The 17,326-nt window shown below is 68.3% G+C and carries 15 protein-coding genes; 4 read left to right on the top strand and 11 right to left on the bottom strand.

Features of this window, described 5'->3' with window-relative positions:
- Window positions 1-77 precede the first annotated feature (77 nt).
- The 9 genes from ACSR87_RS10685 to ACSR87_RS10725 form a co-directional block, all read right to left on the bottom strand.
- Window positions 78-620: a DUF7261 family protein gene (locus ACSR87_RS10685; RefSeq protein ID WP_008577365.1), complete on the bottom strand. Its 543-nt coding sequence runs from the start codon at window positions 618-620 to the stop codon at window positions 78-80.
- Window positions 617-1,090: a DUF7262 family protein gene (locus ACSR87_RS10690; protein WP_498530450.1), complete on the bottom strand. Its 474-nt coding sequence runs from the start codon at window positions 1,088-1,090 to the stop codon at window positions 617-619. Before ACSR87_RS10690 ends, ACSR87_RS10685 begins: the two co-directional genes overlap by 4 nt.
- A complete protein-coding gene (locus tag ACSR87_RS10695) occupies window positions 1,083-1,778 on the bottom strand; it encodes a DUF7263 family protein (RefSeq protein WP_498530451.1) in 696 nt (231 codons plus the stop codon). The genes ACSR87_RS10690 and ACSR87_RS10695 overlap by 8 nt, the downstream gene beginning before the upstream one ends.
- Window positions 1,771-2,343, bottom strand: coding sequence for a DUF7266 family protein (locus tag ACSR87_RS10700; RefSeq protein WP_498530452.1), 573 nt, complete (start codon window positions 2,341-2,343; stop codon window positions 1,771-1,773). Before ACSR87_RS10700 ends, ACSR87_RS10695 begins: the two co-directional genes overlap by 8 nt.
- Window positions 2,336-3,049 carry a DUF7289 family protein gene (locus ACSR87_RS10705; protein ID WP_008577372.1) on the bottom strand — a complete coding sequence of 238 codons (714 nt, stop codon included), beginning with the start codon at window positions 3,047-3,049 and terminating at the stop codon, window positions 2,336-2,338. The genes ACSR87_RS10700 and ACSR87_RS10705 overlap by 8 nt, the downstream gene beginning before the upstream one ends.
- Window positions 3,046-4,965 carry a type II secretion system F family protein gene (locus ACSR87_RS10710; RefSeq protein ID WP_498530453.1) on the bottom strand — a complete coding sequence of 640 codons (1,920 nt, stop codon included), beginning with the start codon at window positions 4,963-4,965 and terminating at the stop codon, window positions 3,046-3,048. The genes ACSR87_RS10705 and ACSR87_RS10710 overlap by 4 nt, the downstream gene beginning before the upstream one ends.
- Window positions 4,962-7,328, bottom strand: a complete 2,367-nt coding sequence (locus ACSR87_RS10715) for a type II/IV secretion system ATPase subunit (protein ID WP_498530454.1) — start codon at window positions 7,326-7,328, stop codon at window positions 4,962-4,964. The genes ACSR87_RS10710 and ACSR87_RS10715 overlap by 4 nt, the downstream gene beginning before the upstream one ends.
- A gap of 221 nt (window positions 7,329-7,549) precedes the next feature.
- On the bottom strand, window positions 7,550-9,331 hold the full coding sequence (locus ACSR87_RS10720; protein ID WP_498530455.1) for a sensor histidine kinase: 1,782 nt from the start codon (window positions 9,329-9,331) through the stop codon (window positions 7,550-7,552).
- 114 nt (window positions 9,332-9,445) lie between these two features.
- Window positions 9,446-10,339: a UbiA family prenyltransferase gene (locus ACSR87_RS10725; RefSeq protein ID WP_405309447.1), complete on the bottom strand. Its 894-nt coding sequence runs from the start codon at window positions 10,337-10,339 to the stop codon at window positions 9,446-9,448.
- 126 nt (window positions 10,340-10,465) lie between these two features.
- Between ACSR87_RS10725 and ACSR87_RS10730 the strand changes: the two genes are divergently transcribed.
- Both ACSR87_RS10730 and ACSR87_RS10735 read left to right on the top strand, forming a co-directional pair.
- Window positions 10,466-10,876, top strand: coding sequence for a MoaD/ThiS family protein (locus ACSR87_RS10730; RefSeq protein WP_008577381.1), 411 nt, complete (start codon window positions 10,466-10,468; stop codon window positions 10,874-10,876).
- Window positions 10,877-10,975: 99 nt separating this feature from the next.
- Complete coding sequence (locus tag ACSR87_RS10735) at window positions 10,976-11,473, top strand: zinc ribbon domain-containing protein (RefSeq protein WP_498530456.1); 498 nt, start codon at window positions 10,976-10,978, stop codon at window positions 11,471-11,473.
- 35 nt (window positions 11,474-11,508) lie between these two features.
- Here ACSR87_RS10735 and ACSR87_RS10740 read toward each other — a convergent pair whose 3' ends face one another.
- Both ACSR87_RS10740 and ACSR87_RS10745 read right to left on the bottom strand, forming a co-directional pair.
- A complete protein-coding gene (locus ACSR87_RS10740; RefSeq protein ID WP_498530457.1) occupies window positions 11,509-11,934 on the bottom strand; it encodes an EamA family transporter in 426 nt (141 codons plus the stop codon).
- A gap of 108 nt (window positions 11,935-12,042) precedes the next feature.
- Window positions 12,043-12,552: a DUF7529 family protein gene (locus ACSR87_RS10745; protein WP_008577387.1), complete on the bottom strand. Its 510-nt coding sequence runs from the start codon at window positions 12,550-12,552 to the stop codon at window positions 12,043-12,045.
- Between the two features lie 168 nt (window positions 12,553-12,720).
- Here ACSR87_RS10745 and ACSR87_RS10750 point away from each other — a divergent pair, with 168 nt between their 5' ends.
- Window positions 12,721-15,423 carry an ABC transporter ATP-binding protein gene (locus tag ACSR87_RS10750; RefSeq protein ID WP_405309453.1) on the top strand — a complete coding sequence of 901 codons (2,703 nt, stop codon included), beginning with the start codon at window positions 12,721-12,723 and terminating at the stop codon, window positions 15,421-15,423.
- Window positions 15,424-15,571: 148 nt separating this feature from the next.
- A complete protein-coding gene (locus ACSR87_RS10755; RefSeq protein WP_498530458.1) occupies window positions 15,572-17,302 on the top strand; it encodes an ABC transporter substrate-binding protein in 1,731 nt (576 codons plus the stop codon).
- Window positions 17,303-17,326: the final 24 nt, after the last annotated feature.

The raw sequence follows: 17,326 nt of genomic DNA on the forward strand, positions 1-17,326 counted from the left end.
CGGACTATTGACCGTCAACGTACGGCCCCGATAGACCGGTCTCCATCGGGGTGCGCGACGACCCGAGCCGATGGGGTTCAGTTCGGGCGCGCGGCGACCGTCAGGTCCGTCCGCGACCGCGGCGTGGCGATGCGAACGTCCACGAGGACGGCGACGACAGTCGTCTCGCCCGCGCGCTCTTGGACCACGACGCCGTCGTCGGCGACGCAGGGTCCGAACTCCCGAGACGGACCGTCGGGGCAGTTCCTGAGCGCCCACCCGGAAGCCGCCGAGTCGTTCGTCGTCAACGCTACGCCGCCGGGACGCGCGCGTTCGACGTTCGTCAGCGCGGGGTTGAGCCGCGACCGAAAGTCCGCGACTGCGGCGTCTCGCTCCGCCCAGTCGTATCGACCCGCGACGCCCGCGGTCGCCAGTTCGACTGCGTCTTCGGTCGTCTCGACGATATCGTCCAGCGGCGGTGCCTCGGCCGTTTCGGTTACCCCGGCGAACCCGAGTTGCGCGTGGACGACGAGGAGCGTGAGTAGCGCGACGACGACGACGGCTCCGGAGACGAGCACCAACTGGCCACGGTCGTCGCCCGAGGCGGCGGCGTCGCTCGAACCGCGGCTGAATCGGCTCACGGGTACCACACCTCCAGCGTCGCGGTACAACGCGGGACCACGGCGGTCGCGGTTCTCACCCGCGCGGTCTCCGGCGGCGGTCTCCCGACCGACCCGACTTCGGTTCGGAGCGAGACGAACGCGCCGTTCGGGAGCCCCGCCGCGGCGACCTCGTGAAGCCGCGCCGCTCGGTCGTCGAACTCCGCCGGCGACCCACAGGCCACGCCGAGAAGCGTTCCCGGGCCCTCGGCGGGGACCGACCCCACCAGCGACGCGGCGTCCGTCGCCTGCCGCGCCAGCGCGTCCGACTCGGCGGTCGGCGCGGACGGCGCGAGCGCGAACCCCGCCGCAACGGCGAGGACGAACAGCGTCGCGACGGCCGCTTCGACGACCGTCAGCGAGAGCTGTCCGCGGTCGTCCGTTCGGGTGCTGTCGGCGGCCGCGCAGTGCCGACGCAACCGCCGCGAGCGCTCTCCGCATCGGTCACGCATCCACGGTCACCTCGATTCGAACGACCGTCGCGTCGAACGCCGTCGCCGACACGTCGACGCTCCCGGACGGCTCGTCGCCGGTGGTTTCGACGCGGACCTCGTGGTCGGGGCGGGACGATACCCCGACGACGTGTTGCCCCTCGATTCCGGCCGGTTGGTGGAGTGCGACCCTGTCGTCGACCCAAATCGTCTGCACCGTCGTGTTCGGCGCGGGATTCACGTCGAGTCGAATGCGGTTCGTCCGCCCGGTGAGCGTCGTGTTGGGCTCCGCCGAGAGGTTAATCGACCTGCGGACGGTCCGCCGGTCGACGCCGACCGCGCCGCGGCTGACCGTGTAGCCGCTCGACGGGTCACCCCGCTCGGCGACGGTCCGCCCGTCGACTCGGACGCGGAACGCGGCGCCGCGGAGCGGCGGGACGGCGGCGGCGAGCACGGTCGCGTTCGTCTCGTTCGCGAGCGTGAGGTCGACGGCGTCGCTTCCGTTGTCGGACCACGTAATCGGGGATTCCGTGAGGAGCGCGTCCGCGGCGCTCTCGGCGCGGTGCTGTTCGAGCGACTCGCCGGCCGCGTCCGCGAGGACTCGGTCGGCGGCGGCGACGGCCCCGACCGTGACCGCGGTCACGAGCACGAGCGCCACTGCGAGTCCGGCGAGCGTCGTCTGTGCGCGCGCCGCGCCGTGACTACGCATCCGCCCTCCCGTTCGCGAGTTCGAGCGTCGTCCCGTCGTCGTCATCGACCACGACGCGCACCACGCAGTCGTTGCCGCTGTCCCACGCGCCCGAGACGCTCACGGAGTCGGGGAGCGTCACCGGGAGTCGCCGGTCGAACGCGTCGTTCGGATGGTCGAGGACGAGCGCCGGCGCGGTCACGTTCGGGTCGGTCGCGAGCGTGGCGTTCGGGACGTACGCGATTCGGTAGGAACTCCCGCGAATCGCTCGCGGGAGCTCCGCGTCGACTCGTCTGGACCCGCGGACCGCCGACTCGGGGACGACGGCGGTCGTCTCGACCTGCTCCGTCGCCGCCGCGAGCGTTCGGTCGGCGAGTTCGTGACCGACCGCGGCGCGGTGGTCGGGGACGACGCCGCCGAACAGCACCGTCGTCAAGAGTCCGACGAACAGCACGACGATTGCGGCTTCGAGCGCCTTGCCGACGACGGGGACCACGGCGCGCTCGGCGGCTCGACCGCCGGTCGCGGGCGTCACCGGTCCGGAGTCGTCGGGGGCGACCGACGACGGCTCGGACGCGTCAGCCACGGTCAATCACCACCGAAACGTCGTATCGGGCGACCGTGAGCGTCCGCTCGTCGGGGACGGTGGCGACGACGCTCTCGGTGCCGTCGCCGTCGAAGTCGGTTCGAGTCGTGTTGAAACTGCGGCGCTCGAACGCTCGCTCCCACGCGTCGGGGGTCGCCGTCTCGACGGCGACGGCGTACCCGTCTGCCGGGAGGTCGGTCACGGTTCGTGTCGTCTGCGTTCGGAGCGCCGCGCCCGACCCGAGCCCACCGCCGTCGGTGGCATCGGCGGTCAGGACGGGAACCGTGAGAAACGCCGCGTCGCCCGCGAACGCCACCGGAACGGGCGTGACGAGCGCGGCGGAATCGCCGGTGCCGCGGACGACCGCGCCGCCGACGAACGCGACCCGATGGCCGCCGAGGTCGGCGACGTACCCGTCGGCGTCGTAGGTCCTGGTCGGCCTCGTCTCCGAGATGATTCGGACCGTCCTGTTCACCCGCGAGAGGTCGCCGTCGGTGACGCGAACCGGGTAGCTGTCGTTCGCGGCGGCGACGACGCCGTCTCGGAACGACGAGAAGCCGTCCGCGGCGGCGTCAGCGTCCGCACTCGCTATCTGGGCGTCCACGAGCCCGCCGACGCTGGCGGTCAGGAGGCCGATGGCGACGACGCCGACGCCGAGCAGGAGCGCGACGCCGACGACGTTCGCCTGGCCGCGGGTGGCGCTCATATCAGGCCCACCCCGGCGTAGACGAGGTAGCACGCGACGACGAGCGCGGCGGAGTGAAGCAACGCCTCGTACCGACCGCGGCTCGCCGTGCCGGCGAACCAGCCGGAGGCGAGCATCGTCGCCTGCGTGACGACGTACATCCGGTAGCGGTCGCGTTCGAGGTCGACCGCGCCGGCGTTGATGGCGAACGACCTGCCGGTCGAGAGCGTCGAAAGCTGGGCGAAGCCGTCGAAGACGTGGACGTTGACGGCGACGGTGATGCCGACGACGAGGAGCGCGGTCGTCCAGCCGACCGCGACGTAGACGAGCAGCCCCGAGCGGAGCGCGCGCTTTTCGTGGTAGAGGCGGCCGATTTCGGTCTGGAGCGTGTCGAAGACGGTCCCGGTATCGCTGCCGCCGTCGAGCGCGCCGACGACGAGGCCGATGGTCTGTTCGGCCATGGGCGTCCCGACGCGGTCGACGAACCGCGACAACGCGGCCGTCCGGAGGTTCACGTCGGTGCCGGAGCTCGGCGCGGTAAAGCGGAGGTTGAGCGCGAGGTCGGCCACGTCCGCATCGAGCGGGCCGAGGTCCACGTCGCGGCCGACGCGCTCGACCGCCTCACCGAAGGGTCGACCGAGGTTGACGTGGCCGGAGACGGCGTGGACGAAATCCTTCAGTTCGCGGTCCTTCGCGTCGTCCAGACGGGCGCGACGGACGCCGACGAGTCCGACCGGGGCCGCGTAGGCGACGTAGCCGGCGAGTGCGACACCCACGGCGTCGGCACCGACGAACGCGGCGACGCCGGCCACGACGAGCCCCGAGAAGACGAAGACGACGGCCGCGCTGGCCGGATTCGACAGCGCCGAGTCGACGACGCGGAACGCGCCGGCCGGCCGGTCGTACTCGACGGACTGGTCCGGGGGTCGAAGTCCGGCGACGAGCACGCTCGCGCCCAGCCCGACGCCGATGATGAACGCGGCGCTCGAATAGACGACGACGCCGTGCGTGGTCGTCTGGCCCAGCGGCGTGGCAACCGGCGCGGAGAGGCCGGGCGCGATGACGCTCATCACCGTGAGGACGATGACGAGCAACGAGGGGAGGACGAGCAGGACGATGAACAGTTCGGCGAGCAGTTCGAGGAAGCCCTCGGCGCGCTCGCGGGCGCGGTCCTGTCGGTGGCCGAGCATCCGGCTCTCCATCCGCAGGTAGTTCCGGAGCGCGTCGCTGCCCTGTCCGGCGTGTTCGCGGAACTTCAGGAGAAACGGCGCGAGCATCCCCTCGGAGGGCGTGTCGCGGGCGACGCGCCGCAGGCCCTCGTTCACGTTACCGGTCAGCGAGGCGGTGTTGAGAACGCTCCGGAAGGCGATTGCCGTCTCGCCGTAAGCGTCGGTTTCAGCGACGCGGCGGAGCATCCCGCGGGGGCCGTCGCTCCCCGACGAGAGGACGTGCAGGTAGCGGACCGCGCCGGGCAGCGTTCGCTCGATGTTCTCTCGCCGCGCGGTCGCCAGCCAGCCGAGGTACTGCCCGGCGACGGCGAGGACGACACGCCGCGTCGCGACCGCGACCGCGAGTGCGAACGCCCCGACCACCGGAAGCCGCGGAACCACGGGTATCGGGACGTGTTCGAAAAGCGGGAGCGCCGCCCGAAGAACGTCGAGTACGGCGTCGACCGTCGAATCCGGAACCGCGAGCGCGACGAGCGCCGTCGGGAACGCGACGAACAGACCGGTCGCCCACGCGAGGCCGTAGGCGCGGGCGAGATAGAGGTCGAAGCTCATCCGCATGTCGGTGCCGCGGTAGCGGCGGCGGTCCCGGTCGTGTCGCCCGGCGTCGACGTGGCGGGCGAACAGCGCGTACAGCGCCCTGTCGAGGACCGAAAGCGAGCGGACGCGGCCGACCCGTCGCTCGTCGGCTCCGGCGTCGAACTCGGTCACGGGTCGGCCTCGTCGTCGCGGTCGCGGTGGTGGGTGTGGTCGTCCGCCCCGCCTCGGGCGGCGCTGTCTCCGTCGGCCGAATCCCGCTCGGCCATCCGTCGGCGGACGCGCTCGACCGTCGCGGCCTCGTCGGTCCGGAGGTCCGAGAGGAAGCCGAACAGCCGGTCCACGTCGGTTATCTGCTCGCGGACGAGGTACTCCACGTAGCGGTGTTTTCGGTGGAACTCGCGCTCGACGGCCTCCACGTTGCGGTCGGTGGCCTCGGCGATGCGGTGGAACAGTCGGACGCCGACGCGCCGGTGGTCGTCGCCCAGCTGCGGGTGTTCGTACGAGAGGTCGAACGAGCCGTCCGGGGTCCGGCGGCCGACCGTGTTCCAGTGGAGCGTGCGCCCGTCCTTCTCGATGACGCCGCGTCGACCCCACGTTTCGTCGTACTCGGACTCAGGGACGAGTTCGACGACTTCGGAGACGTACCGCTCGCCGTCGACTTTGTGCGGGAAGACGACGAGGTCGAGTTCGCGGAGGAGGTACGGCGGGAGCCCCTGTTCGATGACGCGGTTGACGAGCGTCTCGATGTCGGCGGCGTGGGTCGTGCCGATGACGCCGTGGCCGGTGTTGAGCGTCTCGGCGAAGGTGGCGAACGACTCGGGCGTGTTGATTTCGGCGATGACCTCCACGTCGGGGTTGAGGTAGTTCGCCTCCGTCATCAGGTCGGCCATCGTGACGCGCTTGAACTCGGACTCGTGGTCGCGGGTCGTCAACGAAACGCCCGTCTCGTGGGGGAGATGGACCTCCCGGGAGCCCTCGTCGATGCTGATGGGCCGGTGGTCGTAGGGGACGAACGGCATGTGCGCGTTCATCAGCGTGGTTTTGCCGACGCCGGTCGCGCCGGAAAAGAGGACGACGCGGTGGTGTTCGTAACAGAGCCACAGCAGCGTGACGAGTTCGGTCGAGACCGACCCGCTTTCGACGAGGTCGACCGGCGTGAGCACGTCGCCGGTCTGCTTGCGAATCGAGACGTGCGGGCCGCCCTCGGAGATGACGGGGAGGGCGACGGCGCAGCGAATCGTCTCGTCGGTGTCGGCCGACGCGGGGTCGCCGCCGACCGCGCCGGGTCGGAGGTTCACCTTCGCGCTCGGGTTCGAGGCGTTCAGCTCCACGCCGTCGGCGGCGGCGAGTTGGGTCACGACGTTCGTGAACTCGGTCTCGTCTTCGAAGACGAGGTTCGTCGGCACCCGCAGGCCGCCGTGGCCGGTCACGTCCGCCCGCGGAATGACTTTGATTCGTTCGCCGACGCGGTTCGCTTCCACGTCTTCGAGGTGGGGGTCACGGATGGGAACGGTGAGGACGCCCTCGCCGACGTAGTCGCGGAGGACGTAGTAGACGAGGTCGTCGAGACGGTCCTCGGCGAACCGACGGTCGACCGGCGGGAGCGCGAGGCCGTACTCCGAGAGCGCGGCGCGGACCCGGAAGCTCGTGGCGTCGACCCACGCTCGGGTGTTGCGGGCGGTGAGCCGCCGCGAGAGGAACTCGCGGGCCCGGTCGCGGACGAACTCGATGCGGTCGGCGACCACGTCGTTGACGTTCGCCTCCCAGATTCGCTCTTTGCACTCCTCGATGAGTTCGGCGTCGCCGGGCACCAGGTCCGGTTCGAGGACGGCGTACTTCGTGGCGAAGCGGTCGTCGCCGAGGAGTCGGTCGCGGTAGATTACCACGTCCACGTCGTAGCCGGCGAAGGGGACGGTGTAGTGGTCGATTCGCTCGGCGGCGATGCGGTCGGCGAACGGCACGTCGGAGTCGAACGTCGTCGTCGCCGGTGCGAAGTCCTCGGTGTGGACGACGAGTCGCTCGGAGCCGTCGCCGCGGCCGGCGTCGACGACTTCGATTCTATCGTCGAGCGCCAGCGGCGTGACCGCTCCGAGGAGCCGAAGTTCGGACAGCGCGTGGCGCTCGACGCGTCTCCGAGCGGTCGGCGTCAGGTCGAGCAGCCGGTCGAAGATACGGCGATATTTCGGTGAGAGTCCGGTCTCTGCGCGGCTGACCGCGCCCTCGCGGGTGAGCGGTCGCCGGCGGACGACCGTCGAAAAGTGGTCGCGGACGGTCTCCAGCGCGTCGGTCTCGCGCGCGCCGAGCGTCGCTTCTCGCACCGCGTAGTCGAAGCCGTGGTCCGCGTTGCTGATGGTGACGACGGTATCGGGGGCGACTTCGTACTGCGAACGGACGGTCGGCGCGTACCACGCGCGAGGGTCGTCCGGGGGGACGGGTGCTGGGACTGCACCTGCCGCCCCGGAAGTCGGGGATGCACCGAATTCGAGAGTCGGGGTGGGCGACTCCGACCCGGCGTTATCGCCTTGGGTAGGCATATACCGTGCTTTGCTGAGTATTCGTATTTAAGAATTTACTGCGTCGTGGCACAGAGATGAAGTTTTCTGGAATCGAATATATCGGCGGTTTCCGGCGCTCTCAGTCGATTTCGGCGTTTCGAATCCCGCGATACTAGTTGATTAATTGACTTTTCTTCGCGGGTGTGGTTATCAAAATTGGAATCTCGGTCGAGTGGTGTCCGGGTGCTCTCGGACTCGGGTCACTCGCTTCGAACCGCCTGGATGCGAAGCACCACTTCGGTCCCGCCCTCCTCGCGGCGATGGAACACGACCGTCCCGCCGAGCTGGTCAACGCCCCACTTCACCAGCCAGAGGCCGAGGCCGCTCGCGTGTCGAAGTTGCGTCTCGCCGTGGGCGTCGATGGCGGCGAGTTCGCTCGCGTTGATGCCGGGGCCGTTGTCCTCGATTCGAATCACGAGTTCGTCGTCCTCCCAGCCCGCCGTCACGGAGACGACCGGCGTCGACGACCCGTTGTGTTGGACACCGTTTTCGACGAGCTCGCGGACGATCGGTTCGAGCGTGGGCGCACAGACCACGTCGCGGTCGGGGAGTTCGACGAGCCGGACGTTCGCACAGGTGAAGTCGGTGCGGACGGCGTCCGCGGCAGCGCGTATCTGGACGGCCGCGGGATGCAGTTGAACGTCGCCGTTCCCGTCGTTCCCGCGGGTCGCACCGAGCTTTCGCGCTTTCTGGCTGATGTTGACGAGCGTTTTCGCGTGGTCTTGGAGCGTCTTTGCGTGGTCCCGCGCGTCGTCGAACTCGCCGCCATCGATGTCGTCCAAGACGAGGTTGGCGTAGCCTTCGAGGAGGTTCGCTTCGGTCCGAAGATTGTGGCGGAGGACGCGGTTCATCACTTCGAGCTGTTGGAGGTTCAGCCGGCGGTCGGTCACGTCGCGGAAGACGAGCGCGTGGCCGATGTCGCGGCCGTGGTGGTCGCAGAAGGCGCTCGTCCGGAGTTCGAAGTACCGCTGGCTCGACCCGAGTCTGACCGTGACTTGGTCCGTGTCCCGCTGGTCGGGTGAGAACTCATCGATAACGTCGCCGACGGGGCGGCCTTTGAGCTCGTCCGCGGTGTCGTTCAGAACCCGCGCGGCCGCCCGGTTCACGTCGGTGACGCGCCACTTGGTATCGGTGACGACCACCGCGTCGGCCATCGTCTCGACGACGCGCTCGCGGGCGACCCAGCGGGGGACCGGTCGGGATTCGAGGAGCTCGTAGCGACTGATAGCGACGGTGCAGGCGAGCCCCGCAAACGTGAACGCCGCGGGCGTCATGTCGATTGCCGCGCCGTACAGTTCGAGGAGCGTCGTGGCGAAGTTCCCGAGCACGGGCATCAGCGTCCCGAGGACGAGCGTGGTCGCCTGCAACCGGTAGATGTCCGGCATATCGAGCGCCGTTCGGAGGATGACGACCGCGCCAGCGAGCCACAGCAGATAGCTGTATCCCAGTACGATCCAGTACAGCGGTCCCCACTCCATCTGGAGGATGGTGATGGCCCGGCCGACGGCGGGAACGACGGTGACCGACGTCCACATCAGGTGGTGGATGGAGTTGGTCCAGACGGCGACGAGGCCGATTACCGGGAGCACCGAGAGGACGCAAAGCGACGGTCGAGCGGTGAATCGGTCCCGGCCGGCGTAGGAGAACGCGAAGAAGAACCAGGCGATGGGTGCCACGAGCACGCCGACCCACTGGAGGTCAGCGAGCGTGAGCTTGAGTGTCACGTCCGCGACGACGAGTTCGAGGAGGTAGCCCGACGACCACCACCCGCTGGCGAGGGCGAGCACGCCCAGCCCGATAGCTCCGGGCATCGACCGCCGTTGCCACGCAAACAGGGCGACGTAGCCGCTTACGACGCCGGACGTGACCATCAGCCCGATGATGATGACCACGAGGGAGACCGGCTGCGTGAGTAGTTGGGGACCGACCGCACCTCCGAACACCAACTGTTCGACGGCCCTCCACTCGATGTTCGGAGTCACTACCACGGTAATTATACACCATATGTCAAAAGAGTATTCAAGAACCGGGTCCGGCTGTCCCGGTCCGGGTCCGACTCCGCGCCGGTTTCGAGCGTCCCGTCTCCGACCGACGCGTTACGCGAGCGTACCGCCGGTTCCGACGGCCGCGGCGACGACCGCGACGCCGACGGCCATCAGCACACCCTCCGCGTCGCGGAGCGTACAGAGCCGCTCGACCGACCGGTCCGTTTCGGTGAGCGCGTACGTAATCCACGTCGAGTAGGCGACGGCGGGCAAGAGCGCGAACGGGGCCCACGCGGGGACCACACCGACCCGCGCCGCGGCCCACACGAGCCCGACCGAGACCAGTTCCAGCGCGTAGAGGGTCAGTTGCGTCCGGCGGACGCCGATGACCGTTGGCAGGGTCTCGACGCCGTTTTGCGCGTCGCCCGCCACGTCTCGGACGTTGTGGACCTCGACCGAGATGGCCGAGCGGAGGAAGAACCAGACCGCCGCGACGGCCGCGCCCGCGGCGTACTCGGGCGCGGTCGCGGCGACCGCGAGCGGGGCGAAGCCGACGAGGACCGCCCACGCGAGCGACACCGACGCCGTGTTGACGAGGAAGATATCCTTGAGCCGGTCGACGGACGGAAGCGGGACGACCGGGGCGCTGTAAAACACCGCGACGACGCCCGGAAACAGCGTCAGCCCGAGCCCGTAGACGCCGCCGTGCCGGACGGCGAGCCAGAGCGCGCCGACGACTGCGAGCGCCGAGAAGCCGGCGTACAGCCGCGGGTGGGCGGCGACGAACGCGGTCCGCTCCGCGTAGTTCTCTTCGTCGGCGTCGAGGTCCGCTAGTTTGTCGAAGTTGTAGATACCGACGGTGATGAGAAAGCCGACGGCGAGGGCGACGTTCGGCCCGATACCGGCGAGCGCGGACGCGACGAACACCTCGGCGATGGTGGACGCACCGAGGAACACTGAGCTATGCACGACCGCACCGTACAGGCGAGTTGGAACGATTCGCATTGCGCCTTTGAATCGTCCCGCCGACGAATTAGATGTGCGGCAGGCAACAGTTCTCCCCGGGTGTTCGTTTCGCGGTCGAACGTGTTCGGGGGCTCGCTCATTCTCTCCCGGCGCGTATGAGGACGCATGAAGATACCGACAGCCGAGCGGGCGGAGACGGCGGCGACAGCCGAGCGAGTGGAGACGACCGTCGAGGTCAAACTGACCGGCCACGTCAGGTCGGCCGCGGGCACCCACCGGACGGAGTTCACCTTCGAGGGCGAGACGCTCCGGGCGTTCCTTGAGGCGTTCTTCGCGGCGTACGACGTGCGCGACCTCGTCATCGCCGAGCGCGAGGCGGACGCGACGACGCGGGGGTGGGCGCGGGTGGACCGGCCGCCGGGGACGTGGCGGAAGAACCCCGAAGGCGAGCAGACGCAACCCTACGCCCGCGTGCTCGTCAACGGCGTGTTCAACGAGAACCTCGACGGCTTCGACACGCGACTCGAAGACGGCGACCGCGTCGCGCTGATGAAGCCGTTTCTGTTCTGCCTGTGAGCGGGGTCCCCGAGGGGACTCCCCCCTCGGCTGCGGTCGCGAGTCGCCCCGACGCTTGACCGCCGCAGGACTGACGTTCGCGGCCGACAGATAGCCGGTATGACACCGCCCTCCACGGACGACCCGACTCGCGAACGCGGCCCGGACGAGGCGTTCTGCCGCGACTGCGGCGCGGTCATCGACGCGCGCGCCGAAATCTGCCCCGAGTGCGGGGTCCGGCAGCGCGATCCGCCGAAGTCGTCGGTCGACTCGGCGCTCGACGACCTGTTCGAGGGCGGCAATCCCTTCGTCGCGGCGGTGTTGTCTGCGGTTTTCCCCGGCCTCGGACAGCTGTACAACCGCGAACTCGAACGCGGCCTCGTCTTCGCGGTCGGCTTCATCGTCGCCACCGCCTCGGTGATGGTCCTCATCGGCTTCCTCCTCGCGCCCGCGGTGTGGCTCTACGCGGTGTACGACGCCTACACCCGCGCCGAACTCCGGGCCGAGGAGTTACAGCGGGAGTCGGGGCGGGACCGCGAGACGGAGATTTCGGTGAGCGAGGCGGCGGACAACGAGGGGATTGACGACGAGGAGACCGACGACGAGCGCGAGGAATAGACGCGGGGCCGCAGGGCCACGGGCCGAGGCGCGACTCAACGGGTGACCAAGACGATACCGAGAACGGCGAACGCGATGCCCGTGAGTTTCGTTACGGTGAGGCTCTCTCCGAGAACGACGACGCCGATGACGGCCGCGACGACGAAGTACATGGCACCGAGCGTCGAGACGACGGTCGTCGACCCGTGAGTGAAGCCGATGTACATCGAGATGAGGCCGACGCCGGTACACAGCCCGGCCACCCCGGCGAGCAGTCCCCCTCTCGCGGTGACGACGAGCGACGCGTCCGACACGACGATGAAGCCGAACGCGAGCAGCGCCGCGACGAGATACGAGATGGCGGCGGCGGTCCGCGGGTCCATGGACTCGGAGGCGGCGTTGCCCACGACGATCCAAATCCCCCACGTCACCATCGTAATCAAACCGAACAGGACAGCCGAGTCCACCTCTGCGAGTTCCATCGGATAGCGCCTCGCGTCGCTATCCGAAAGAAACCGGACCTCCAGTATAAGCGGTGTCTATGCGGGGGCGGCTAACCGCGTTCGGAACTCGGTTCAGCGAGCCGACGACTACGCGAACTCGTCCGAGAGGTCGGCGTCCCAGTCCGGCGGGAGCAGCGGGTCGGGGTCCTCGTGGACGAACTCGACGCCCTTGTCGGGGTCGAGCGGGTGGACCTTCGTGTGCATCGTCTCGCCGGCGTCGAGGAGCGAGAACATGCGTTCAGACTCCGCGAGCCGGTAGTACAGGGGGAGACAGACGGCGACTTCGTCGTCGGTGGCGCGGACGACGAGCGCGAGGTAGACGAGGCCGCCGGAGACCGCGCGGAACGCCTCGTACTCGTCGAACGTCGCGCCCTCGACGGCGGCTTCCAGGTCGGGGTACACGTCGTCGCCGACGACCACGTCGAGCCCGACGTGTTCGACCACTTCGTCGCCCGCGGCGGGGACCGGAACCACGTCCCCCGGGAGGGCGACGACGACGGTCCAGTCTCGCTCCCGATAGTCGTCGGCGAGCGACTCGCACTCTGCGACCACCGTCTCCCACGTGCCCGACTCGTCCGAGAGCGGATGTTCTTCCATGCGGCATGGTGTCGGAGTCCGCTACCTAAACTTTGGCTTCTCTCGCCGCTGCCGCTCGCGTTCGCGCGTCACGCTGGCGATTGCTGGATGGTGAGTGTTGTCAACAGCCGTGCATCAACTGGCAAAAATTGAAAAGGTATTTCACTCCATGCAGGTCATTCTCATTCAATGAGGAATCTACTCTCTCTTTCGGACCTCCGAACTCAGTTCTCGACCGGCCGCGGTCAGGTCAAGGCCGTCGACGGCCTCGACCTCACGGTCGGTGAGGGCGAGACGGTCGGACTGGTCGGTGAGTCCGGGTCCGGAAAGAGCGTGACGGCACTTTCGGCGATGGGCCTCGTCGACGACCCCGGCGAAATCGTCTCGGGGTCGGTCGAACTCGAAAGCGCACGGCTCGCCGAGGAGTTCCGTGAGGAGTACAACAACCCCGCTTTCGTCGACGGCGACGTGGTCAATCTCGTCGACGCCCCCGAGGAGGCGCTTCGGGCCGTTCGCGGGCGCGAGCTCGGCATGATTTTCCAGGACCCGATGACCTCGCTGAACCCCTCGCTGACGGTGGGCGAGCAGGTCGCAGAGAGCCTGCGACTCCACCAGTACGGCGGGCGTCGCAAGGACTCGTGGTTCAACGCGGTCCGCGAACTGCTCCCCCGAATCAGCCGCGACATCGACGACGAAATCGTCGAGCGGACCATCGAGGTGCTCGAATCGGTCGGTATCCCCGAACCCGGTGCGCGGGTCGACGAGTTCCCCCACGAGTTCTCCGGCGGGATGCGCCAGCGCGTCCTCATCGCCATCGCGCTCGCCTGCCAGCCGCGCGTGCTCGTCGCCGACGAGCCGACCACCGCGCTCGACGTGACCATTCAGGCGCAGATTCTCGACCTCATCGACGACCTGCAGGAGGACCTCGGCATGTCGGTGCTCATGATTACCCACGACCTCGGCGTCGTCGCGGAGACGTGCGACCGGGTCGCGGTCATGTACGCCGGCGAAATCGTCGAGGAGGGGCCGGTCGAGGAAATCTTCCACAACCCCTCGCACCCCTACACGTACACGCTTCTCGAATCGCTCCCGAGCGAGGACAAAGAGCGCCTGACGCCCATCGAGGGCAACGTGCCGGACCTCATCGATATGCCCGAAGGGTGTCACTTCGCCCCCCGATGTCCGTGGGCCCAGCCGGAGTGCACCTCCGGTGAGATACCCTACAAGCAACACGGCGACGACGGGGTCGACCACCGCTCGAAATGCGTCCTCGACGACTTCGACACCAGCGAGTACGGCGGTGACGCCATCGAGGCCTCGACGGGCACCGAGCCCTCCGACACGCCGCTGCTCGAAGTCGACGGCATGCAGAAGTACTACGAACAGGCCGACGGCATCCTCGACCGATTCCTCGGGGCGGACGACCGGAGCGTGAAGGCGGTCGACGGCATCGACTTCACGGTGTACGAGGGCGAGACGCTCGGGTTGGTCGGAGAGTCCGGCTGCGGGAAGTCAACCGCCGGGCGGAGCCTCCTGCATCTGACGCCGCCGACCGGCGGGCGCGTCGTCTTCTCGGGGACGGACCTCTCGGGGCTCGACAGCGACGAACTCCGCGCGATGCGCCGCGACATGCAGATGATTTTCCAAGACCCGATGTCGTCGCTCGACCCCCGGATGACGGTCGGCCAGACCATCCGCGAGCCGCTCGACGTCCACGACCTCCCCGAGTCGGACCCGAACGTGCGCGGCGAGGCCGACGTGACCGTGACGGGCATCGACGCCGAGCGCGTCTCGGTCACCGCGAGCGACGAAATCGACGCCATCGTCGGCTCCTCGAACGGCGTCGCCACCGCCGCCGTGACCGTCACCGTAGCGGACGGCGAGGTCGACGTGGCCGTCGAAGAGCGCCTCCGGACCGAGGTCGAAGTCGAGCGCGAGGGTGATGTCGTCTCGGGCGTCACCGTCCGCGTCACGCCGGGCGACTCCACCAGCGAGCGCCGGCGTCGTCGGGTCCACCAACTGCTCGACGCGGTCGGCCTCGAAACCGGCCAGTACGACCGCTACCCGCACGAACTCTCCGGCGGCCAGCGCCAGCGCGTCGGCATCGCCCGCGCGCTCGCGGTCGACCCGGACTTCATCGTCGCTGACGAGCCCGTTTCCGCGCTCGACGTGTCCGTGCAGGCGCAGATTCTCAACCTGCTCGAAGACCTCCAGGAGCGCTTCGGGCTGACGTATCTGTTCATCGCGCACGACCTCTCCGTCGTCCGGCACATCTCCGACCGCGTCGCCGTGATGTACCTCGGTGAAATCGTCGAGGTCGCGGCGACCGACGAGCTGTTCGACGACCCGAGACACCCCTACACGCAGGCGTTGCTGTCGGCGATTCCGGAGCCCGACCCGGCCGCCGAGACCGACGACCGCATCATCCTCGAAGGCGACGTGCCGAGTCCCATCAATCCACCGTCGGGCTGTCACTTCCGGACGCGGTGTCCGCAGGTCATCCCGCCGGCCGACCTCGACATCGAGCAGGCGGCCTACCGCGAGGTGATGGACCTCCGCCAGCGCGTCGAGCGCGAGGCGCTGGACGTCGAGACCGCCCGCGACGCCGCACTCGATGCGGGCGACCCGAGCGCCGAAGCAGCGGTGAGCGCCGACGGCGGCACCGCCGACGCCGACGCCGTCGTGGACGAACTCCGCGAGTCGCACTTGTCGCACTCGCTGTCGCCGGAACTCCGCGGCGTCGTCGACCGCGCGCTCGAACGCGTCGTCGCCGACGACTGGGACGAAGCGGGCGAAATCCTCCGCGAGCGATTCGAGAGCGTCTGCGAGCGCGACGCGCCCGAACTGGGTGAACAGACGCACCCCGCGGCGTGTCACCTCGTCGACGAATAGACGACGAGCAGGCCCCGATACGGGGTCTCGTCAGCTGTCAGACGTTTTTTGATTGGCTCGTATTTTTACCGGAACAGGTCGGTGGTGTCATTCGTTCCCGTGGACGATTCTTCGTTATTTTTATAGGGGCACATCAATAGGTACACGTATGTCACAAGATGGCAATAACGTCTCGCGGCGTCGGTTCCTGACGGCCGCGGGAACCGCTGCGGCGACGGCCGCGCTGGCGGGTTGTTCCGGCGGCGGCGGCGAGGAAACCACCACCGAATCCGGTGAGGGGACCACCGAGGGAGAGACGGACCAGACCGAACAGACCGAACAGACCGAAGATGACGGTTCGAACTCGGTCCTGCGCTACGGTCGCGGCAGTCACTCGCCGACGCTCGACTTCCAGAACAGCACGAGCGGAGAGGTCGCCAAGGTGACCGAACAGCTCTACGACACGCTCATCAACTTCGAGCCGGGCCAGTCCACGCTGACCCAGGGGCTCGCCACCGAGTACTCCCTGGAGGGCGAGACGGCCTCCATCACGCTCCGCGAGGGCGTGATGTTCCACAACGGCGAGGAGTTCACGGCCGAGGACTTCGTGGCGACCTATCGCCGCTTCGTCGACAGCGACTACGAGTACTACGCCGGCGACGACTACGTCTCCGCCTACGGGCCGTTCACCCTCGGCTCGTGGATCGACGAGATTCAGGTCGACGGCGACTACTCGATGACGATTCAGCTGACCCAGTCGTACGCGCCGTTCCTGCGTAATCTGGCGATGTTCGCGGCGTCGGTGCACTCCCTCGCCGCCATCGAGGAGTACGGGACGGAACTCAGTTCGAACCCCGTCGGGACGGGGCCGTTCCAGCTGAGTAACCTCGACGACGCGAACGAAATCATCCGCCTCGAAGCCAACTCCGAGTACTGGGGCGACGGGCCGAACGTGGACGAGGTCGTCTTCGTCACCATCGGCCAGAACTCGACGCGCGCGCAGTCGCTCGCGTCGGGCGAACTCGACATCATCGACGGGCTCGGTGCGCAGTCGTCCGTCCAGGTCGAAAACGCCAGCAACGCGAACCTCGTCCGCACCGAGGGCATCAATATCGGTTACATGGCGTTCAACATGGCGAGCCGCGAGGAGTTCCGCGACCGCCGCGTCCGGCAGGCCGTCAGTCACGCCATCAACACCGAAGCCATCGTCAACGAGATTTACTCGGGCTTCGCGACGCAGGCGAGCCAGCCGCTCCCGCCGAACGTCCTCGGCCACAACGACGACATCGACCCGTACCCGTACGACCCCGAGGAGGCCCAGCGCCTCCTCGAAGAGGCCGGCTACGGTGACGGCTTCTCGTTCGAACTGGCGACGTTCCAGAACCCCCGCGGCTACAACCCGTCGCCGATTCAGACCGCCGAGACCGTCGCGTCCAACCTCGGCGAAATCGGCATCGAAGTCGACATCAACCAGCAGTCGTTCGGTCCGTTCCTCGAATACACCGCTCAGGGCCGCCACGACGCGTGTTTCCTCGGCTGGTACACCGACAACGCCGACCCGGACAACTTCATGTACGTCCTCCTGCACCCGCAGGTAGAGGAGGGCGAACTCACGGAGGGACAGGACTGGGTCAGCTTCGACGCCGAAGGCTACAACACCAGTAACCGCGCGGCGTGGGCGAACCGCGAGTACATGGACCTCGTCGAACAGGGTCAGAGCACCTACGACGAGGCCGAGCGCGAGTCGCTGTACAACGAGGCGAACCAGATTGCACACGACGAGGCCCCGTGGGTCTACCTCGACTACGCGGACGAGCTTCGCGGCGTCTCCAGTCGCGTCAGCGGGTTCCAGGTCGCCGCCATCAGCGGTCCGTACCTCAATCTGGTCAGCCTGAACTGAGGAACTGACCGCGCCTTCGACTTT

It is taken from the genome of Haloferax sp. SDI50 (assembly GCF_059802635.1).

Bases quoted from the DNA above. Each gene is read 5' to 3' on its own strand.
- ACSR87_RS10690 (WP_498530450.1), bottom strand. From the start codon at position 1,090: ATGCGTGACCGATGCGGAGAGCGCTCGCGGCGGTTGCGTCGGCACTGC.
- ACSR87_RS10695 (WP_498530451.1), bottom strand. From the start codon at position 1,778: ATGCGTAGTCACGGCGCGGCGCGCGCACAGACGACGCTCGCCGGACTC.
- ACSR87_RS10705 (WP_008577372.1), bottom strand. From the start codon at position 3,049: ATGAGCGCCACCCGCGGCCAGGCGAACGTCGTCGGCGTCGCGCTCCTG.
- ACSR87_RS10715 (WP_498530454.1), bottom strand. From the start codon at position 7,328: ATGCCTACCCAAGGCGATAACGCCGGGTCGGAGTCGCCCACCCCGACT.
- ACSR87_RS10725 (WP_405309447.1), bottom strand. From the start codon at position 10,339: ATGCGAATCGTTCCAACTCGCCTGTACGGTGCGGTCGTGCATAGCTCA.
- ACSR87_RS10730 (WP_008577381.1), top strand. From the start codon at position 10,466: ATGAAGATACCGACAGCCGAGCGGGCGGAGACGGCGGCGACAGCCGAG.
- ACSR87_RS10735 (WP_498530456.1), top strand. From the start codon at position 10,976: ATGACACCGCCCTCCACGGACGACCCGACTCGCGAACGCGGCCCGGAC.
- ACSR87_RS10740 (WP_498530457.1), bottom strand. From the start codon at position 11,934: ATGGAACTCGCAGAGGTGGACTCGGCTGTCCTGTTCGGTTTGATTACG.
- ACSR87_RS10745 (WP_008577387.1), bottom strand. From the start codon at position 12,552: ATGGAAGAACATCCGCTCTCGGACGAGTCGGGCACGTGGGAGACGGTG.
- ACSR87_RS10750 (WP_405309453.1), top strand. From the start codon at position 12,721: ATGAGGAATCTACTCTCTCTTTCGGACCTCCGAACTCAGTTCTCGACC.
- ACSR87_RS10755 (WP_498530458.1), top strand. From the start codon at position 15,572: ATGTCACAAGATGGCAATAACGTCTCGCGGCGTCGGTTCCTGACGGCC.